This window comes from Streptomyces sp. RLB3-17 (genome assembly GCF_007113425.2).
Lineage (GTDB): Bacteria > Actinomycetota > Actinomycetes > Streptomycetales > Streptomycetaceae > Streptomyces > Streptomyces mirabilis_D.
In genome coordinates this window covers 8,035,493-8,055,160 of the sequence record NZ_CP041610.2, presented here as the reverse complement: position 1 = coordinate 8,055,160, position 19,668 = coordinate 8,035,493, and the positions used below count along the sequence as shown (strand labels likewise).

Genomic DNA, 19,668 nt, shown 5'->3' with positions numbered 1-19,668 from the left:
CTCGCGCAATGGACTCGCGCATGGCCTTCGAACCGCCGCGGCGCCTGGTACGGGCACTCGGCGAGACGCAGCGGAGCGGGTCCAACGGCTCCGGCGGGTCCAACGGGACGGGCGAGTGGCTGGACAAGCTGCCCGTGCTGGCGCAACAGGCGGTCGATCTACGCGAGTTGACGGTGGAGCGGGTGCAGGCACCCGGCGGTCGCAGCAGCCTCGTCCTGCTCGTCCGGCAGACCGACGGGACGCCCGCCGTGCTGAAGCTGGCGCCGCCGCGGGCCCGTCCGGAGAGCGAGCGGGCCGCGCTCGCCCACTGGGACGGACGGGGCGCCGTACAGCTCCTCAACCCCGCCGACGCGCAGGGCGACACCCACGGCGTACTGGTGCTGGAGCGCTTGCGTCCCGATCTGTCCGTGCGTTCGCTGCCGGAGGCGAAGGCCCTGCTGGAGGCCGCCGGGACGCTGCGGCGGCTGTGGGTCGAACCGCCCGCCACCCATGTCTTCGAGACCGTCGCCGAGCGGACCGGGCGGCAGGCCGAGGCGATGCGGGCGGCGGCGAGTGCCGACACCGAGGTCGCGCCACTGGTCGACGCGGCGCTCGCGGCCCGCGAGGAACTCCTCGCCGGACCGCCCGAGGAGCGGCTGCTGCACGGCACCTTCCGGCAGAGCAAGGTGCTCGCCGGTGAGCGCATGCCCTGGCTGGCCGTGGGCCCGGACCCGGTGGTCGGCGAGTGCGCCTTCGACCTGGCCCGGCTGGTCCGGGACCGGGTGGAGGACCTGATCGCGTCCCCTTCGGGGTCGTCGATCACACGGCGACGGGTGAAGCGGCTCGCCGAGTCCCTGGAGGTGGACCAGGATCGGCTGCGGGGCTGGACGTTGTTCCGGGCGGTCGAGTCCGGCGTACGGGCGGGGCGGGTCGGGCGTCCGCAGGACGCGGAGCTGTTGCTGGAGTTCGCGGGCTGGCTCTGACCGCCCCGACCCCTAACTTCCTTGTGCGGTGGCGAGTTTGAGGGCCAGTACCGGGCAGTCGGCGGCGGCTCTGCGGGCGCGTTTCAGGGTGGCGGGCGGAAGGGGGGCCTCGCCCAGGAGCGGGTAGCCCCACTCGTCGAGCGTGATGTGTTCGGGGAGGAGTTCCGCGCACAGGCCGTGGCCCCGGCAGGCGGTCCAGTCGACCTCCAGGCGGTGCGTGCGATCCAAACGGTCGGTGCGGTGGGCGTGGCGGGCCATGTCAGTTCCTGTTCGCGGGGACGGGCAGCAGCGGGGAGTGGTCGGTCGCCGTGCAGTGGCCCGCGGCGTGCGCGTCGAGTTCGGCGGCGAAGGTCGTGAGTGCGCTGCGCACCAGGCGGACCGTGCCGTCGGGGTGGTGGCAGGCGCCACGGCCCTCGCCGAGTCCGGCCCAACGCGCGATGTCCTCGCGGGTGCCGCCCTGCGGCCCCGGTGCGGCCAGGGTCTGGAAGGCGGCGGCGATACGGGGCAGCCCGTTGAGGCAGGGTCCGCACTGGCCGGCCGATTCGAGGGCCAGGTAGCGCAGCACACGGGCGGTCTCGGCGAGGCCGCAGCGGCTGGTGGGCAGCGCGGCGAGGACGCCCGCGCCGAGGTCGGCGACGGTCAGCGTGCGGGTCGCGGCCTCGGCGGCCGGGAGCCAGGTGCCGTGGTAGCCGCCGACCAGGACCGCGCCGATGCCATCGAGCGGAAGGAGACGGTGCAGCGGCATGCCGAAGGGGGCTTCGAGGACCCGTATCCCGCGACCGGGCACATGCACCGTGCACAAGGCGCTGCCCGGTTCGGCCGGGGTGCCCAGCGAGCGGAACCAGTCGGCGCCGTAGCGGGCGATCAGGGCGAGATGGGCGAGCGTCTCGACGTTCTGGACGAGCGTCGGCGCGCGGTGCGCGCCCTGCTCGCGGACCGGGGGCCGCTGGTGGCGCGGCAGGGCCGCGTGTCCGGAGACGTACTGGGTGAGGGCCGAGGACTGGCCGGACAGGAAGCGCTTCGGGACGCGTACGGTGCGCACCCGCAGCGGGTCGCGTCGCTCGGCGAGCGCCGCTTCGAGGGGCGTGGCGTGGTCCTCGACCGCGAGATACGCCTCCCCCGCGCCGACCAACTCGGCCACCAACTGCAGCCCGTCCAGGACGAGATGGGGCGACAGTCGCAGCAGGGTCTTGTCCTTCGCGCTCGCGGGCTCGCCCTCCGCGCCGTTGGCGACGACGACCGGGGTGCGACCGGTGCGGCGGCCCGCCTCGGCGACCGAGACCAGCTTGCGGTACGTGGGGAAGGCGGCGCCGCCGCGGCCCGTGAGCCCGGACTCGGCGAGCGTGCGCAGCAGTTGGGCCGGGTCGCCGTGCGCCACCGGGCCGTAGCGCTGCTCGTGGGTGCTGAAGCCGGCCGGGGCGCCGCCGGGGGCGAGCAGACGGGGTGGCATGTAGATGTCCGTAGAGGTGGTGGCCACGGTCGCCGTCGCCGTCGCGGTCACCGTCGTGGTCGTGGTCATGGGCGGGCTCCTTCGGGCGTACGGGATTCGGCCGTACGGAGCAGGGTGGACGGGGTACGGCCGGATGCTCGGGCCGCGTGGGCGACGCGGATGCCGAAGGCAGTGAGGACCGCGGCCAGACAGGAGAGCGTCAGCCACAACATCCAGCCGGCGCCGGTGTCCGTGCCGATGCCGATGCCGTGGATGAGCGCGATCGGCCAGGAGGCCCAGGCCAGCCAGTGGACGGCGCGCCAGGCGCGGTGCCCGATGCGGGCGCGGAGCAGGCTGGTGATCAGTACCGCGAGCATCAGATCGAGGGCCACCGTGCCGAGGCCCAGCCAGAGGGGTTGGTAGGTGGAGGCGAACGGGACGAGGACGTCGAGGAGGCTGATGCTCACATAGCTGTCGACGACGGCCGCCGTGATGTGCAGGGCCAGGAAGACGACGGCGGAGAGGGAGAGGGTGCGGTGCAGTCGGACCGTCCCGAACCTCGGGAGGCCGGGGAGTCTGCCGCGCAGGCGTACGGCGATGCCCAGGAGTACGACGACGGTGAACAGGACCAGGCTGACCGCGCCGGTGGCTCTGTTGGCGTACCAGAGAAGGCCGGAGTCGCTCATGCGGCGGCCTCGGGTCCCGACCAGGCCGGGGCGGAAGGCGGCCAGCCCGGTGTCGTCACCACGGTGCCGTCGTTCGCCACCAGACGTGCGGGCAGGCCGAGCCCTGCCAGCCACCGTTGCGCGCCCGCGCCCTTGACCAGGGCCGCCGTGCCGGCCGCGTTGGCGTCCGCGCAGGTCGCGGCGGCCACGGAGACCGTGCGCCAGGGGGTCTCGGCGGGCAGGCCGGTGTACGGGTCGACGATGTGGTGGAGGTCGTGGGCGCCCCGGCGCCAGCGGCGGGAGGTGGTACCGGAGGTCGCGAGACCGCCGCTCCGGATGGAGACCGTGGCGTACGTGCCCGGCGCGGGTGTCTCGTCGACCGGGCCCGTGGCGTCCTGGACGCGGACGCGCCAGCCGCCCGCCGGGGGTTCGCCGGCCACGGCCGTGTCACCGCCGAGGCTCACCAGGACTCCGCAGCCCGCCGCCTCGGCGAGCAGCGCGGCGGCCTTGTCGGCGGCCCAGGCCTTGGCCGTGGCGCCGAGGTCGAGGCGGACCCCGGCCGGGACGGTGACCGTGTCGGTCGCGCGGTCCAGGGTCACCGCGCGCCAGCCCGGGACCGGGCGGACGGTGAGCCGGATCGGGCGACCGTCGTCCTGGATCAGCCGGAAGTCGCGGTCGTAGCCGAGGGCGCCGATGGCCGACCCGACCGTGGGATCGACCGCCCCGTCGGTCGCGGCGGCGGCGCGCAGGGCGACGGCCAGCGCCTCGGCGAGCAGCGGGCTGACCCGGACCGGGCGGCCCCGCGCCTGGTCGAGGGCCACCAGCTCCGAGTCCTGACGGAACCGGCTGCACGCGGCGTCGACCTCGGCGAGGTGCCGGGCGAGCAGCAGGTTGCAGGAGTCCAGCAGGGCCGGGTCGGTGGTGACCAGGCGGACGCTGGTGCCGAGGGCGCGCCAGTCGGCGGCGGCCGTGGTGCGGCGGGCCGCAGTGGCCATCACGACGCCCCCGAGGTGGAGTCGGCGGAGCCGCTGCCGCTGGAGGAGGTGGGGTTGTCGGAGGGCGCCTGAAGGGTCGAGTCCGTACTGCCGCTCGAATCGCTGTCGCTGCCCGTGGTCGACAACCCCGAACCGGACGACTCCGTACTCGTCGCACTCGTCGCACTCGTCGCACTCGTCGTGCCGCTCGCAGCCGTGTCCGCGTCCGCCTGCATCGTGCCGACCAGGGCGAAGACCCCGGCCGCCGCCGCCAGCGTGACCGCCGCCGCGGCCGCCGCCGTACGCCGTGCTCCTCTGCGGACCGCCGCGGCGGCCCCCCGCTCGCTGCCTGTCATGGCTGCTCCCCTCCGAATGACGCTCTGTCACGTCCTACGGTCGGGGAGCAGCCTGAGAGAAGTCTGTGAGGCAGCCATACGCCTCGGAAGAAGTCTCTGAGAGACGTCTTTGAATGCAGACTTCAAGCAGTTTGGCTACTCGGCCGGTTCTGCTACTCGGCCGCCAGGCGGGCGATCGCCTCGTCCACGGTCAGTTCCTCGCGCTCGCCGGTGCGGCGGTCCTTCAGCTCGAGGACGCCCTCGGCCGAGCGGCGCCCGGCCACCAGGATCTTCGGCACGCCGATGAGCTCGGCGTCCGTGAACTTCACGCCCGGGGAGACCCCGGCGCGGTCGTCCACGAGGACGCGTACGCCCGCCGCGCCGAGCTTCTCCGACACGTCGAGGGCCAGCTCGGTCTGCAGGGCCTTGCCGGCGGCGACGACGTGGACGTCGGCGGGAGCGATCTCCTTGGGCCAGCACAGCCCCTGCTCGTCGGCCGACTGCTCGGCGAGCGCCGCGACCGCGCGGGAGACACCGATGCCGTACGAGCCCATGGTCACGCGGACCGGCTTGCCCTGCTGGCCGAGGACGTCGAGCTGGAAGGTGTCGGCGTACTTGCGGCCGAGCTGGAAGATGTGGCCGATCTCGATGGCGCGGTCCAGCTTGAGGCCGGTGCCGCACTTGGGGCACGGGTCGCCCTCTTCCACCACGACGACGTCCAGGTAGTCGTCGACCTCGAAGTCGCGGCCGGCGACGACGTTCTTCGCGTGCGTGTTGACCTTGTTGGCGCCGGTGATCCAGGCGGTGCCGGGGGCCACCCGCGGGTCGGCGATGTAGCGGACCTTCTCCAGGCCCTGCGGGCCGACGTAGCCGCGGACGAGGTCGCCGCGGCCCTCGAAGTCCTCGGCGGTGACGAGTTCGACGACGGCGGGGGCGAGGTGCTCGCCCAGCTTGCCGAGGTCGACCTCGCGGTTGCCGGGGACGCCTACGGCCACGATCTCGCCGTCGACCTTGACCAGGAGGTTCTTGAGGGTGGCGGAGGCGGGGACACCGAGGTGCTCGGCGAGCGTCTCGATGGTGGGGGTGTCGGGGGTGTCCAGCTCCTCGACCGGGCCGACGCCGGAACCGTCCACCGGCTTCAGGGCGAAGGTGACGGCCTCCGTGTTGGCCGCGTAGTCGCAGGACGGACAGTCCACGAAGGTGTCCTCACCGGCCGCGGCGGGGGCGAGGAACTCCTCCGACGCCGAGCCGCCCATGGCGCCCGAGACGGCCGACACGATGCGGTAGTCCAGGCCCAGGCGGGCGAAGATCTTCTGGTAGGCGGCGCGGTGCAGCGCGTACGAGTGCGCGAGGCCCTCGTCCGTCGTGTCGAAGGAGTACGAGTCCTTCATCTGGAACTCGCGGCCGCGCAGCACGCCGGAGCGCGGGCGGGCCTCGTCGCGGTACTTCGTCTGGATCTGGTACAGCATGACCGGCAGGTCCTTGTAGGACGCGACCTGGTCCTTCACGACGAGCGTGAAGATCTCCTCGTGGGTCGGGCCGAGCAGGTACTCGCCGCCCTTGCGGTCCTTCAGGCGGAAGAGGAGGTCGCCGTACTCCTCCCAGCGGGCCGAGGCCTCGTAGGGCTCCTTGGGCAGCAGGGCAGGCAGGAGGACCTCCTGCGCCCCGATGGCGTCCATCTCCTCGCGTACGACGCGGGAGATGTTGTCGAGGACCTTCTTGCCGAGCGGCAGCCAGGTCCAGATGCCGGCGGAGTTGCGGCGCACGTAGCCGGCGCGGACGAGCAGCTTGTGGCTGAGCGTCTCGGCGTCCGCCGGGTCGTCACGCAGTGTCTTGACCATCAAACGGGACATGCGCTGGACCTGGGCCATGGTTCTCGACTCCTGCTGCGTAAGGGTGATGGCTAGGAGGTTAGCCGGGCGGCCCATCCCGGTGGAAATCGGTTAGCGCCTGCGGAGGGGCAGAGGGGCGCCCATGACGGCGTACGGCTTGGGTGCGCTGGGGAAGAGAACCTGCCGCGCGAGGTCCTCGTATCCGAGCGAGCGGTAGAGGCCGCGGGCCGGGCTGTCGGTGTCGATGGCGGAGAGGATCGAGCGGGGTTCGGTGGCGCTGTCCGTGATGCCGGTGATCAGGGACCGGCCCACGCCGTGGTTCTGGTAGTGCGGGAGGACGTGCAGTTCGGTGATCACGAAGGAGTGGTCGAGCCAGGCGTCGCGTCCCTGGGCGCGCAGATACGGTTCCACGACGGTGGACCACCAGTGGGTGCGGTCGTTGGGCATGCCGTAGACGAAGCCGACGAGCCGTCCGTCGACCGTCGTCGCGCCGAGTGCGCGTGCTCCCGGGTAGGTGAGGTGACGCAGCACGATCTGCCGGCGTACGGCGACCTCGTCGGCGCCGAGCCCGAAGGCGAGGGCCTGCACGGCGAGCGCCTCGTCGACGCGCGCCGCGAGATCCAGCGGGCCGACGACCACGTCGTCGGGGTTGCGGGGGCCCTGACCGGGAAAGCGCAGCATGCCGGGGAGACTACCGGGGCGGTTCGCCGGATTGCGCCGGGACTACGGGAGGTTGTGTCGGGTGCGGCCGGGTCGGGGGCCGATCGGGAGTCGGCCTGGGGCCGGTCCGAGGTCGGTCGGGGGCCTTTCCGAGGTCGGTCGAGGGCCTTTCCGAGGTCGGTCGGGGGCCTTTCCGAGGTCGGTCGGGGAGTTCCCCGGGCCTCTGCGAGCGCTAGAACAGCACGCTCATGAACGCGCCGACCTCCTGGAAGCCGACACGGTGGTACGTCGCCCGGGCCGGGGTGTTGAAGTCGTTGACGTAGAGGCTGACGAGCGGGGCGATGTCGGCGAGGGCGTAGCGCATGACGGCCGCCATGCCCGGGGCCGCCAGCCCCTGTCCCCGGTACTCGGGGTCGACCCACACCCCCTGGACCTGGCAGGCCTGCCGGGTGGCGGCGCCGATCTCGGCCTTGAAGACGACCTTGCCGTTCTGGTCGAGACGGGCGAACGAACGGCCGGTGCCGACGAGTTCGGCCACCCGCGCCTGGTAGAGCAGGCCGCCGTCACCGGCGAGCGGTGAGACGCCCACTTCCTCGGTGAACATCGCCACGCACGCCGGCATGATCGTTTCCATCTCGTCCTTGCGGATGCGGCGGACGTACGGATCCGGGGCGATGTCGGCGGGGAGGCGGTCGGTGACCATCAGGGGCTGGTGGGCGCGGACCTCGCGGGCCGGGCCCCAGCTGGGTTCGAGCAGCCGCCACAGCTGGGCGGTGGCCTCGACGGGGCCGACGATCGAGGAGCAGCGGCGGCCGGCCCTTCGCGCCCGGTCCGCGAAGCCGCGGACGGCACGGGGGGTGGCGCAGATCGGGACCAGGTTGGCGCCCGCGTAGCAGAGGGACCGCAGCATGCCGTCCTCGTACCAGCCCCACATCTCGCCGCCGAGCCGCCAGGGGTCGAGGCCCGCGACCTGTACCCGGGACGCGACGAATGCGTTCGCGACCGGGTCGCGGTCGAGGACGGCGAGCGCGGCGTCCAGGTCACTCGGTTCGAGGACCCTGGTGGTGGTCTGGGTCAACACGTGCGGGGGCCTCACCATACGGTCTGCTGATCTCCGCACTGTACCTGGCGAGGTTGTGGCTCGCCGCCCCTTGTACCGGCCCGGGCTTCTTGTACCGGCCCGGGCTACGGCCGCGGGCCGGCGTGAACGGTGCGCGCAGTTTCCCGCGCCCCCTGGACCGGGGCTCCGCCCCGGATACCCGTTCGTCCGGGGTCGTTTGTCCGCGGCTGGGTGGGGGCTGGTCGCGCAGTTCCCCGCGCCCCTTGGGGCCGGGCTGCGCCCCGGATACGACGACGGCCCCGGATCGCTTGTCTGCGGGTGCGTGAGGGCTGGGCGCGCAGTTCCCCGCGCCCCTGAAAGCCCCGGGTCGCCCGGCGTTCGAGAGCGAGGGCCGCCCGCCGTCCACCCCGGCCCGCGCCCTTCAGCCCGGCCGGCGTGTGAGGACGAGGTCCTTCAGGCCGTTGCGGGGGTCCAAGGGGCGCAGCGCCCCTGGCGGGGTGGAAGGGGCGGAGCCTCTGGGGATGATGGGGGTCCCCCCTGCTCGAGCGAAGCCGAGAGCAGGGGGGAGGGTAGGGGCGGCGGAGGCGGGACGCGGTGGTTCCGCCCGTGGATCAGCCTGCCACCGACACCGAAGGCTCGCCGGAGGCGATGCCGTCGGCCTCCATCTGCTCGGCGAGCTTCATCGCTTCCTCGATGAGCGTCTCGACGATCTTCGACTCGGGGACGGTCTTGATGACCTCGCCCTTGACGAAGATCTGCCCCTTGCCGTTGCCGGAGGCGACGCCGAGGTCGGCCTCGCGGGCCTCGCCCGGACCGTTCACGACGCAGCCCATGACGGCGACGCGGAGGGGGACCTCCATGCCGGTGAGACCGGCGGTGACCTCTTCCGCCAGCTTGTACACGTCGACCTGGGCACGCCCGCAGGACGGGCAGGAGACGATCTCCAGGCCTCGCTGCTTGAGGTTCAGCGACTCCAGGATCTGGAGACCGACCTTGACCTCCTCGGCGGGCGGCGCCGACAGGGACACCCGGATCGTGTCGCCGATGCCCTCGGAGAGCAGCGCTCCGAACGCCACCGCCGACTTGATCGTGCCCTGGAAGGCGGGGCCCGCCTCCGTCACACCGAGGTGCAGGGGGTAGTCGCACGCCGCCGCCAGCTGGCGGTACGCGTTGACCATGACCACCGGGTCGTTGTGCTTGACCGAGATCTTGATGTCCCGGAAGTCGTGCTCCTCAAAGAGGGACGCCTCCCAGAGGGCGGACTCGACGAGCGCCTCGGGGGTCGCCTTGCCGTACTTCTGGAGGAGCCGCTTGTCGAGCGAGCCCGCGTTGACGCCGATCCGGATCGGGGTGCCGGTGTCCTTCGCGGCCCGCGCGATCTCCTTGACCTGGTCGTCGAACTGCTTGATGTTGCCGGGGTTCACACGGACGGCCGCGCAGCCCGCGTCGATCGCCGCGAAGACGTACTTCGGCTGGAAGTGGATGTCCGCGATGACCGGGATCTGGGACTTGCGGGCGATCGTGGCGAGCGCGTCGGCGTCGTCCTGGGTCGGGCAGGCCACCCGCACGATCTGGCAACCGGAGGCCGTCAGCTCGGCGATCTGCTGCAGCGTGGCGCCGATGTCCGACGTACGCGTGGTCGTCATCGACTGCACCGAGACGGGTGCGTCTCCACCCACGGCCACGGTTCCGACCTGGATCTGCCGGCTCTTCCGACGCTCGGCGAGCTTGGTCGGAACGGACGGCATGCCGAGAGAAATCGCAGTCATCTGCTGTGCAACCCCAAGTTGTGGATCAAGGTCCCGGAATCGTGGGCTCCAGGCTCCGAGATTACGGCACCGGCGCACGCCCGAGCACATCACGCCCCTAAACCCACCCAACGGATGGCGGCCGGGCACCCAGGGTGCCCGGCCGCCACGAACGGTGTCCTGCCAAGAGACCGTCTAGGAGATTTTCACCGGGTTAACAACGTCCGCGATCAGGACGAGGATCGTGAAGCAGACGAAGATTCCGGCCACCACATAGGCCACCGGCATCAGCTTGGCCACGTCGAACGGGCCCGGGTCCGGCCGCCTCAGCACCTTCGCCGCGTTCCGCCGCAGCGACTCCCACAGCGCGCCCGCGATGTGACCGCCGTCGAGCGGGAGCAGCGGGAGCATGTTGAACAGGAACAGGGAGAGGTTGAAGCCCGCGACCAGCAGCAGCATCATCGCGACCTGCTGCGATGCCGGGATGTCGAGGGTGAAGACATCACCGCCGATACGGGCCGCGCCGACCACGCCCATCGGGGAGTCCGCCTTGCGCGGTCCGTCGCCGAAGGCCGCGTTCCACAGGTCGGGGATCTTGCCGGGCAGCGAGACCAGCGACTCGACGCCGTTCTGCATCATGTCGCCCATACGGTTCACGGACTGGCCGAACGACTGCTGGACGATGCCGGAGGCGGGCGTGAAGCCGAGGAAGCCGGCGTACACGTACTTGCCCTCGACATAGCCGCCGTTGCCGTCGGTCTTGCTGACCTGGTTCTTGATCAGGTGAGCGGTCAGGTCGACCTTCTGGCCCCCCCGCTCAACGGTGAGCGTGACGTCCTTGCCGGGGTTGGAGCGGATGTCGGACTGCAGCGCCGCCCAGTCGTCGATCACCTTGCCGTTGAACGCGACGATCTTGTCGCCGCCCTTGAGCCCGGCGGCCTTGGCCGGCGCGGCCTGGTCGCTCGCCGCGCACTTCGACCGGTTCTCGCTCTGCTGGATGACACAGTCCGAGACCTTGCCGACCGTGGTGGTCTGGGTCTGCACCCCGAACGTCATCATCACGCCGAGGAAGATCGCGACGGCCAGGACGAGGTTCATGAACGGGCCCGCGAACATCACGATCACGCGCTTCCACGGCTTGCGCGTGTAGAAGAGGCGGGTCTCGTCGCCGGGCTGGAGCTCCTCGAAGGCGGCCGACCTGGCGTCCTCGATCATGCCCCGGAAGGGGGAGGTGGAGCGCGCCTCGATACGGCCGTCCGGGCCGGGCGGGAACATCCCGATCATGCGGATGTAGCCGCCGAGCGGAACCGCCTTCACCCCGTACTCGGTGTCGCCCTTCTTCCGTGACCAGATGGTCGGCCCGAAGCCGACCATGTACTGCGGCACCCGGATGCCGAAGAGCTTGGCCGTCGACAGATGTCCCAGCTCGTGCCAGGCGATCGAGATGAGCAGGCCGACCGCGAAGACGACTATGCCGAGGATCATCATCAGGGTCGTCATGCACGAGCCTCCGCGGTTGTCGTCTGTGCCATGGGCGCTGTCGGTGCCGTCTGTGCGGTCAGTTCACGGGCCCGGGCGCGCGCCCAGGTCTCCGCTTCGAGGACGTCCGCCACGGTCAGGGAAGTTCCCGTTCCGGGTGTGCCGTGTTCCTCGACCACCCGGGTGACGGTCTCCATGATCCCGTTGAACGGCAGGGCGCCGTTCAGGAACGCGTCCACGCACTCCTCGTTGGCGGCATTGAACACCGCCGGGGCCGTACCCGCGAGCTGCCCCACGTGCCGGGCGAGCCCGACGGAGGGGAACGCGTCGTTGTCGAGCGGGAAGAACTCCCAGCTCGACGCCTTGGTCCAGTCGAAGGCGGGCGCCGCGTCCGGGACGCGTTCGGGCCAGCCGAGACCGATGGCGATCGGTCCCCGCATGTCGGGGGGCGTCGCCTGGGCCAATGTCGATCCGTCTGTGTACTCAACCATCGAGTGGACATACGACTGCGGGTGCACGACCACCTCAATGCGATCGAAGGGAATGTCGTAGAGGAGGTGCGCCTCGATGACTTCCAGCCCCTTGTTGACCAAGGTCGCGGAGTTGATGGTGATCACCGGGCCCATGGCCCAGGTGGGGTGCGCGAGCGCCTCGGCGGGAGTGACGTTCGCCAGCTCCGCCTTCGTACGCCCCCGGAAGGGTCCGCCGGAGGCGGTCACGACCAGCTTGCGCACATCGGCGCGCGTGCCGGCCGCCAGTGCCTGGAAGAGCGCCGCGTGCTCGGAGTCGACCGGGATGATCTGACCGGGCTTGGCCAGCGCCTTCACCAGCGGGCCGCCGACGATGAGCGATTCCTTGTTGGCGAGCGCGAGGGTGCGGCCCGCTTCCAGGGCGGCGAGGGTGGGGGCGAGGCCGATGGAGCCGGTGATGCCGTTGAGGACGGTGTGGCAGTCGGAGGCGGCGAGCTGGGTGGCGGCGTCCGCGCCGGCCAGGATCTCGGGAAGGGTCTCGCCGGGTGCGTACTCGGCCGTGAGCGCCTCCCGCAGTGCCGGTACGACGTCCTCGCGCGCGACCGCGACCGTGCGTACGCGCAGCCGGTGGGCCTGCTCCGCGAGCAGTGCGACCCTGCCGCCGGCGGCGGAGAGCGCGGTGACCCGGAACCGGTCGGGGTTGCGCAGCACGAGGTCGATGGCCTGGGTGCCGATCGAGCCGGTGGAGCCGAGGATCACGACGTCCCGGACTCCGTCCACGGGGTCGAAGACGAGATGCGGATCAGCGAGGGGGGCTGGACTGTCGCTCATCCCCCCATTGTGGCCGCTGCGCGACCCGCGCAGGACAGGGCTCCCCACTTCTCCTCCCTTCTCCTCTCTTCTGGCCCCATTAGCACCCCGACGTACCGGAGGAAGTGAAATCACCCTTTGTGAAACCAGCGTGAAGATCATGTGATAGCACTTCATGCACGTCGTCACTCTCACTGGCCGGTGGACGACCGGCCGGGGGGCGACACCCTGGGGGGTTCTCATGCGGATACGCGCTGCCCTGCCCGCGCTCGCGGGCGCCGTGGCACTGACGGGCACGTTCCTTCTCAGCACTCCGGCACAGGCGGCCGGCGGTGTGACCATCTACCACGTCTGGTTCGACAGCCCCGGCTCGGACAACCGCTCCAACGCGAGCCTCAACGCCGAGTGGGTACAGATCAAGAACACCAGTTCGACAGCGATCTCGCTCAAGGGCTGGATCCTGAAGGACGTCTCGAACCACAGGTACACCTTCCCGAACGTGAAGATCGGGGCGCACAAGACCATGAAGGTGCACACGGGCAGCGGCCGGGACACCGCGGGGGACAAGTACCAGAACCGCCGCGCGTACGTCTGGAACAACACCAGCGACACCGCCACGCTCACCAAGGCGAACGGCGGCAAGGTCGACGCGTGCTCGTGGACGACGCGGGACCCCAGCGACAAGTACTGCTAGCCCCTGCCGTCGCCGCCGGCCCCCGCGCCCTCACCGCTTGCGGCGGCGCCGCGCCTTGGACCTGCCGGGGCGCGCGCCGCCGCGTGACGGCGCGGCGGCCGGCGCGGGGGCGGTCGCGGGCGCGTCGGCGTCCGCCGGGGCGAAGCCGCCCTCGACCACGCCCTCCGCCGTGTCCATGGTGGGGGCCGTGAAGTGCAGGTCCTCGACCCGGTCGCGGCGTTCGAGGGCCCCGGGCCCGCCGGAGGCGTCCAGGTTGAAGACGTAGCCGACGGACTCCTCCTTGATGGCGTCGGTCATCGCGCCGTACATGTCGAAGCCCTCACGCTCGTACTCGACGATGGGTTCCCGGCCGAGCGTCCAGCGCAGACCGATGCCGTCGCGGAGGTAGTCCATCTCGTAGAGGTGCTCGCGCCATTTGCGGTCGAGGACGTTGAGGACGACCAGGCGTTCGAGGTCGCGCAGGGCCTCGGCGCCGAGTTCGGCCTCGCGGTCCTCGTAGCGGTCGTGGATGTCCCGGGTCACGGCCTCGACCAGGTCCTCGGGGGTGAGGTTCGCGCGGTCGCCGGCCGCCTCCTCCAGGCCCTCGATCGTGACCCGCACCGGATAGAGCTGTGCGAAGGCGCCCCAGAGCCGCTCCAGGTCCCATTCCTCGGGGAAGCCCTCGCCGGTCTCCTGTCCGATGTACGCCCGCACGGTGTCGTCCATGAAGTGCAGGAGCTGTTCGCGCAGGTCCTCCCCCGCCAGGACGCGGCGGCGCTCGGCGTAGATGAGGGTGCGCTGCCGGTTGAGCACCTCGTCGAACTTCAGGACGTCCTTGCGGGACTCGAAGTGCTGCTGCTCGACCTGGGCCTGGGCGGAGGCGATGGCGCGGGTGACCATCTTGTTCTCGATGGGGATGTCGTCGGGGACGTTCGCCATGGCCATCACGCGGTCCACGACCTGGGCGCGGAACAGGCGCATCAGGTCGTCCTCCAGGGAGAGGTAGAAGCGGGAGGCCCCGTTGTCGCCCTGGCGCCCCGAGCGGCCGCGCAGCTGGTTGTCGATACGGCGGGACTCGTGGCGCTCGGTGCCCAGCACATAGAGCCCGCCGAGCTCCTTGACCTCCTCGTACGCCGCCCCGACCGCGGCGGTGACGCGCTCACGCACCTCGCGGCAGGCGTCGGGGTGCTCCTCCTCGGTGAGTTCGCTCTTCTCCAGCTCGGCGGCTATGAGGGACTCGGGATTGCCGCCGAGCATGATGTCGGTGCCGCGGCCCGCCATGTTGGTGGCCACGGTGACGGCGCCCTTGCGGCCCGCCTGAGCCACGATCTGGGCCTCGCGCTGGTGGTTCTTGGCGTTGAGCACCTCGTGCCGGATACCGCGTTTCCTGAGCAGCGCGGAGAGCAGTTCGGACTTCTCCACCGACGTGGTGCCGACGAGGATCGGCTGCCCCTGGGCGTGCCGCTCGGCGATGTCCTCCACGATCGCGGCGTACTTGGCGTCCGCGGTGCGGTAGATCTGGTCGGGGTCGTCGGCGCGCCTCGGGGGCCGGTTGGTCGGGATCGGCACGACCTGGAGCTGGTAGATCTGGTGGAACTCGGCCGCCTCCGTCATCGCCGTGCCGGTCATGCCGGCGAGCTTCTCGTAGAGGCGGAAGAAGTTCTGCAGGGTGATCGTGGCGAGGGTCTGGTTCTCGTCCTTGATCGTCACCCCTTCCTTCGCCTCTATCGCCTGGTGCAGCCCCTCGTTGTAGCGGCGGCCCGCGAGGATGCGGCCGGTGTGCTCGTCGACGATCAGCACCTCGCCGTCCACGACCACGTAGTCCTTGTCCCTCTTGAAGTGCTCCTTGGCCTTCAGGGCGTTGTTGAGGTGTCCGATGAGGGAGGTGTGGTCGGACTCGTACAGGCTCTCGATGCCGAGCTGGTCCTGGAGGTACTCGACGCCCCGGTCCAGGATCGCGACGGTGCGCTTCTTGGGGTCGTACTCGTAGTCGTACGTGGCCCGCAGCGCCGTCAGTTCCTCCTTCTCGGCCGGGCGGGTGAAGAGCTCCTCCTGGACGCGGACGCCCTTCATCCGTCGTACGAGCCCCGCGAACGCCTCGTACCACTGGGTGGGCTGGTCGGCGGGACCGGAGATGATCAGCGGGGTGCGGGCCTCGTCGATGAGGATGGAGTCGGCCTCGTCGACGATCGCGAAGTGGTGGCCGCGCTGCACGAGTTCGTCCCTCGACCAGGCCATGTTGTCGCGCAGGTAGTCGAAGCCGAACTCGGTGTTCGTACCGTAGGTGATGTCGCAGGCGTACTGGGCGCGGCGTGCGGCGGGCGTCGAATCGGACTTGATGACACCGACGGTCAGGCCCAGGAAGCGGTAGGCACGGCCCATCCACTCGGCGTCGCGCTCGGCGAGGTAGTCGTTGACCGTGACGAGGTGGACCCCCTTGCCTGCCAGCGCGTTCAGATAGACGGGGAGGGTGGCGACGAGGGTCTTGCCCTCCCCCGTCTGCATCTCCGCGATGTTGCCGAGGTGCAGCGCCGCGCCGCCCATCACCTGGACGTCGAAGTGACGCATGCCCAGGGTCCGCCGGGCCGCCTCGCGCATCGTGGCGAAGGCCTCCGGCAGCAGGTCGTCCAGGCTCTCGCCGTCGGCGTGGCGCTGTTGGAACTCCGGGGTGAGGGACTGGAGATCCTCGTCGGACAGGGCCCTGAACTCCTCGTCCAGGGAGTTGACCTGATCGACGACGCGCTGGAGCCTGCGCAGCACCCGGCCCTCGCCGGCCCGCATGATCCTGCCGGTGATGACGTCCAGACCTTTGCCCGGCATAGGAATTCCCCCAGAACTAAACGGCGTCCGCGAGCAGCCGAATCCAGTGATTGGCTCGTTGCAGAATGTGGACGCCCTGCTGATTCGCTTTGATCACCTCGCGCAGGACGGGATCGTCGACCACGTCGAGCGCGCTCTTGAAGAGTTGTTGGATGACGGGCCGTTCCCCCGGCCGTCCGGCGTCCAGCAGACCGTCGACGTCACGGAGGTCGATGCGCCGGATCCGTACGGCGTCGAAGGAGGGCACCGGCGGGCGCGGCTCCGTGTCGACCAGGGCGAGCGCGCAGTCGTTGAGGAGAACCGCGAGGGCGTCGCGGTGCGCCTCGAAGGTCTCGGGCGCGACTTCGCGCAGCTTCTGCGCCAGCGGCCGCACCTCTTTGCGGACGGTCCGCAGGGCCCGTACGAGATCCGGTTCGTCGAGCTGGAGCCGGGCCTCGGCGCGGGCGCGCGTCAGCTGCGCGGAAAGGCCGTGACCGTGTTCTTCCCCGATTCCTTGGCGCATCTGCCGTCCCCGTTCGCCATTCTCCTCATTGTTGACGCACATATTCGGTGCGGCAAGCGGCGGAATGGCGAACCGGGACGGGAGTGAATTCCTGGGGAAAAGGTCAGCGAATGGGGCGGTGGACGTTTTCCTTCCGGCTCGGGCCGGGCGTCGCGTCGGCGATCCAGGGGCCATCCCCGGACGGGTCGATCACGCCCTGCTCCAGCCATTCGTACGTGCCCGCCAGTACGCCCTTGACGACCTTGCGGTCGAGGTCGTCGGTGTTGCTCCACAGGCGGCCGAAGAGTTCGTCGACGCGGATGCGGGACTGGCGGCAGAAGGCGTCGGCGAGCTGGTAGGCCTCGCGGCCGTGCTGCCCGGTGAGACGCAGGTGCTCGGCGCGCACACAGGCCGCGCTCATCGCGAAGAGCTCGGCGCCGATGTCGACGATCCGGCCCAGGAAGCCCTGCTTGGTCTCCATCCGGCCCTGCCAGCGGGACATGGCGTAGAAGGTGGAGCGGGCGAGCTTGCGGGCGTTGCGCTCGACGTAGCGCAGGTGCGGGGAGAGATCCACGTGCCGGTTGAACTCGCCGTACGAGCGCGGGAGCTGCCCCGGGCCCGCGACCAGTTTCGGCAGCCACTTGGCGTAGAACACGCCCGCGTTCGCGCCTGCCTTCGCCTTGTCCGAGAGGGACTTGTCGGGGTCGATGAGGTCACCGGCCACGGAGAGGTGGGCGTCCACGGCCTCACGGGCGATCAGCAGGTGCATGATCTCCGTCGAGCCCTCGAAGATGCGGTTGATACGCAGGTCGCGCAGGATCTGCTCGGCGGGCACCGCCCGCTCGCCGCGGGCCGCGAGCGACGCGGCGGTCTCGAAGCCGCGGCCACCGCGGATCTGGACGAGTTCGTCGGCCATCAGGCAGCCCATCTCGGAGCCGTACAGCTTGGCGAGGGCGGCCTCGATGCGGATGTCGTTGCGGTTCTCGTCGGCCATCTGCGACGACAGGTCGACGACGGCCTCCAGCGCGAACGTCGTCGCCGCGATGAAGGAGATCTTCGCGCCGACGGCCTCGTGCAGGGCGACCGGCTTGCCCCACTGCTCGCGGGCCGCCGACCATTCGCGGGCGATCTTCAGACACCACTTGCCCGCGCCGACGCACATGGCGGGCAGCGAGAGGCGGCCGGTGTTGAGGGTGGTGAGGGCGATCTTCAGGCCCGCGCCCTCCGGGCCGATCCGGTTCGCCGCGGGGACCCGGACCTGGTGGAAGCGGGTGACGCCGTTCTCCAGGCCGCGCAGCCCCATGAAGGCGTTGCGGTTCTCGACGGTGATGCCCTCGGAGCCGGCCTCCACCACGAACGCCGTGATGCCGCCCTTGTGGCCCTCGGACTTCGGGACGCGCGCCATGACGACGAGCAGATCGGCGACGACTCCGTTGGTCGTCCAGAGCTTCACCCCGTCGAGGACGTAGTCGTCGCCGTCCGGAACGGCGCTCGTGGCGAGCCGCGCCGGGTCGGAACCCACGTCCGGCTCGGTGAGGAGGAAGGCCGAGATGTCGGTGCGGGCGCAGCGCGGCAGGAAGACGTCCTTCTGCTCCTGGGTGCCGAAGAGCTTCAGCGGTTGCGGTACGCCGATCGACTGGTGCGCGGACAGCAGGGCGCCGATCGCCGGGTTCGCGGAGCCGACGAGGGCGAGCGCCTTGTTGTAGTACACCTGGGTGAGGCCGAGGCCTCCGTACTTGGTGTCGATCTTCATGCCGAGGGCGCCGATGTCCTTGAGGCCGTCGATGACCTCGTCGGGAATCTGTGCCTCGCGCTCGATCCGGGCCGAGTCGATCTTCGTCTCGCAGAAGTCGCGCAGCTTGGCGAGGAACTCCTCGCCGCGCTGTACGTCGTCCTCGGCGGGCATGGGGTGCGGGTGGATCAGGTCGAGGCGGAAGCGGCCGAGGAACAGTTCCTTGGCGAAGCTGGGCTTGCGCCAGTCCTGCTCGCGGGCCGCCTCCGCGACCTGTCGTGCCTCACGTTCAGTGACGGTGGGCTGGTGGGGTGTTGCGGACATGAGGCTCACCTCGCCGCGCATAGGGATCTTGGGGACCTTCGTTACCGATCGGTGCTACTCGATCGTATTTACCCGAATACGGGTGACCCCACCAGTCCTCGCGCGCGTTCGCGTGAACGTGTACCCCATAGGTTTGAGCCGATGCCGGCCGATGCCGGCCGGTCTCAGCCGATGTCGACGGAGTACGCCTTGGTGTCCAGCCGTCCCGAACCCCGGAAGACCTCGCTGCCCGACTCGATGCCGGAGAGGTACTTGTCGTTGCCGAGCAGCTTGCGGCGGACCAGGGCCTGGGTGAAGTCGTCGAGGTCGAGGGAGGCCTTGGTGGTGTTGGCGCGGCGGACGAAGGAGTACACCTTCCAGCCGATGTCGCCCTGGTAGATGTCCCACATGGCGCCGTCGAGGCTCACACTGCCGTACTTGGTGCCGAGGGGGCCCGCGCCGCCCTGCCGGTTGAGCCAGACCATGACTTCGTCGGTGGGCCGGTCCTGCCAGTCCGCGTTGCCCTTGGCGTGCAGCCACAGGTCGTACGCGACGTTCATGGTGCCGGGGTCGGAACCGACCGAGAACTCCCAGCTGGTTCTGACCGGCTTGCGGTCGCCGACCCGGACCGGCAGTTCGGTGGCCGCCTTGTCGGTCTTCCAGCCCCAGTGCCAGCCGAGCACGGTACTAGCGTACGACTTGACGCTGTTCTCCTTGCCGGCCTTGCTGGTCCAGGTGTAGTTCGTGCCCCAGCCGACGGTGTCGCCGGAGCGCGAGGTGTCCCAGACGCACTGGGTGCCCGTGCCGTCGTCCTGCCCCCAGAGGTTGTTGTTGACGTAGTACTTGCCCATCGTGACGGTGTCGAAGGCGCCGCACTTCTTGTCGGCCTCGCCCGCCTGGGCGACGGTGACGCCCGCGGCGGCCGCGAGCGCCACCGTTCCCGCGAGCATCGTCTTCGCCTTCTTGGACAGGCGCGGTCGGCGGTGTTGCATCGGAGGTCCTTCCGGAAAACGGTCTGCGTACGCCTTCTCAGTGATCACCGGTCCTCAAAAGGTTGCCGCCGCGTGCAAAAGGTTGCCGCCGCGTGGCGAAGTCCGGCGCGGGAAACGCGCCGACGCACGACACTGGAGACACGCCTGAGCGCGGCACCGCGTACATGCCGCCGCGCGGCACGACAACGACTCCCGACCCGCACCGCAAGAATCCTGTCGAAGCGCTTCGACAACCTATGGACA

General features: G+C 70.5%; 17 protein-coding genes. 2 read left to right on the top strand and 15 right to left on the bottom strand.

What is annotated here, in order from left to right; genetic code table 11:
- Positions 1 to 20: 20 nt before the first annotated feature.
- Complete coding sequence (locus FNV62_RS36405; protein WP_143657155.1) at positions 21 to 962, top strand: aminoglycoside phosphotransferase family protein; 942 nt, start codon at positions 21 to 23, stop codon at positions 960 to 962.
- Positions 963 to 974: 12 nt separating this feature from the next.
- On the opposite strand, the gene FNV62_RS36400 is transcribed toward FNV62_RS36405, so the two are convergent.
- From FNV62_RS36400 to dxr, 11 genes are all read right to left on the bottom strand, one after another.
- Entirely contained in the window at positions 975 to 1,220 is a 246-nt protein-coding gene (locus tag FNV62_RS36400) for a ferredoxin (protein ID WP_143628346.1), read from the bottom strand.
- Between the two features lies 1 nt (position 1,221).
- The gene (locus tag FNV62_RS36395) at positions 1,222 to 2,481 is read right to left on the bottom strand and encodes an NADH-ubiquinone oxidoreductase-F iron-sulfur binding region domain-containing protein (protein ID WP_144315829.1); all 1,260 of its coding nucleotides are present in this window, start codon (positions 2,479 to 2,481) and stop codon (positions 1,222 to 1,224) included.
- Entirely contained in the window at positions 2,478 to 3,077 is a 600-nt protein-coding gene (locus FNV62_RS36390) for a ferric reductase-like transmembrane domain-containing protein (RefSeq protein ID WP_143628342.1), read from the bottom strand. The genes FNV62_RS36395 and FNV62_RS36390 overlap by 4 nt, the downstream gene beginning before the upstream one ends.
- On the bottom strand, positions 3,074 to 4,051 hold the full coding sequence (locus FNV62_RS36385; RefSeq protein ID WP_143609351.1) for an FAD:protein FMN transferase: 978 nt from the start codon (positions 4,049 to 4,051) through the stop codon (positions 3,074 to 3,076). Before FNV62_RS36385 ends, FNV62_RS36390 begins: the two co-directional genes overlap by 4 nt.
- Positions 4,051 to 4,386: a hypothetical protein gene (locus FNV62_RS36380; RefSeq protein ID WP_164331816.1), complete on the bottom strand. Its 336-nt coding sequence runs from the start codon at positions 4,384 to 4,386 to the stop codon at positions 4,051 to 4,053. The genes FNV62_RS36385 and FNV62_RS36380 overlap by 1 nt, the downstream gene beginning before the upstream one ends.
- A 152-nt stretch (positions 4,387 to 4,538) precedes the next feature.
- Positions 4,539 to 6,236: a proline--tRNA ligase gene (locus FNV62_RS36375; RefSeq protein ID WP_054232840.1), complete on the bottom strand. Its 1,698-nt coding sequence runs from the start codon at positions 6,234 to 6,236 to the stop codon at positions 4,539 to 4,541.
- A gap of 72 nt (positions 6,237 to 6,308) precedes the next feature.
- Positions 6,309 to 6,878, bottom strand: coding sequence for a GNAT family N-acetyltransferase (locus FNV62_RS36370; protein ID WP_143628340.1), 570 nt, complete (start codon positions 6,876 to 6,878; stop codon positions 6,309 to 6,311).
- 211 nt (positions 6,879 to 7,089) lie between these two features.
- Positions 7,090 to 7,938, bottom strand: a complete 849-nt coding sequence (locus FNV62_RS36365; RefSeq protein WP_097289235.1) for a GNAT family N-acetyltransferase — start codon at positions 7,936 to 7,938, stop codon at positions 7,090 to 7,092.
- A 590-nt stretch (positions 7,939 to 8,528) separates the two neighbouring features.
- A complete protein-coding gene (gene ispG / locus FNV62_RS36360; protein WP_097286446.1) occupies positions 8,529 to 9,686 on the bottom strand; it encodes a flavodoxin-dependent (E)-4-hydroxy-3-methylbut-2-enyl-diphosphate synthase in 1,158 nt (385 codons plus the stop codon).
- A gap of 174 nt (positions 9,687 to 9,860) precedes the next feature.
- Complete coding sequence (locus tag FNV62_RS36355; RefSeq protein ID WP_054235298.1) at positions 9,861 to 11,165, bottom strand: M50 family metallopeptidase; 1,305 nt, start codon at positions 11,163 to 11,165, stop codon at positions 9,861 to 9,863.
- Positions 11,162 to 12,445, bottom strand: coding sequence for a 1-deoxy-D-xylulose-5-phosphate reductoisomerase (dxr, locus tag FNV62_RS36350; protein ID WP_054235299.1), 1,284 nt, complete (start codon positions 12,443 to 12,445; stop codon positions 11,162 to 11,164). The genes FNV62_RS36355 and dxr overlap by 4 nt, the downstream gene beginning before the upstream one ends.
- A gap of 220 nt (positions 12,446 to 12,665) precedes the next feature.
- Here dxr and FNV62_RS36345 point away from each other — a divergent pair, with 220 nt between their 5' ends.
- Complete coding sequence (locus FNV62_RS36345) at positions 12,666 to 13,118, top strand: lamin tail domain-containing protein (RefSeq protein WP_054235300.1); 453 nt, start codon at positions 12,666 to 12,668, stop codon at positions 13,116 to 13,118.
- Between the two features lie 30 nt (positions 13,119 to 13,148).
- On the opposite strand, the gene secA is transcribed toward FNV62_RS36345, so the two are convergent.
- The 4 genes from secA to FNV62_RS36325 all read right to left on the bottom strand — a co-directional run bounded on the left by secA (position 13,149) and on the right by FNV62_RS36325 (position 19,425).
- Complete coding sequence (gene secA, locus FNV62_RS36340) at positions 13,149 to 15,917, bottom strand: preprotein translocase subunit SecA (protein WP_186003135.1); 2,769 nt, start codon at positions 15,915 to 15,917, stop codon at positions 13,149 to 13,151.
- 16 nt (positions 15,918 to 15,933) lie between these two features.
- A complete protein-coding gene (locus tag FNV62_RS36335) occupies positions 15,934 to 16,419 on the bottom strand; it encodes a hypothetical protein (protein WP_054235302.1) in 486 nt (161 codons plus the stop codon).
- Between the two features lie 103 nt (positions 16,420 to 16,522).
- Positions 16,523 to 18,454 carry an acyl-CoA dehydrogenase family protein gene (locus FNV62_RS36330; protein ID WP_054235427.1) on the bottom strand — a complete coding sequence of 644 codons (1,932 nt, stop codon included), beginning with the start codon at positions 18,452 to 18,454 and terminating at the stop codon, positions 16,523 to 16,525.
- A gap of 164 nt (positions 18,455 to 18,618) precedes the next feature.
- Entirely contained in the window at positions 18,619 to 19,425 is an 807-nt protein-coding gene (locus FNV62_RS36325; protein WP_143603077.1) for a GH12 family glycosyl hydrolase domain-containing protein, read from the bottom strand.
- Between the last annotated feature and the right edge of the window lie 243 nt (positions 19,426 to 19,668).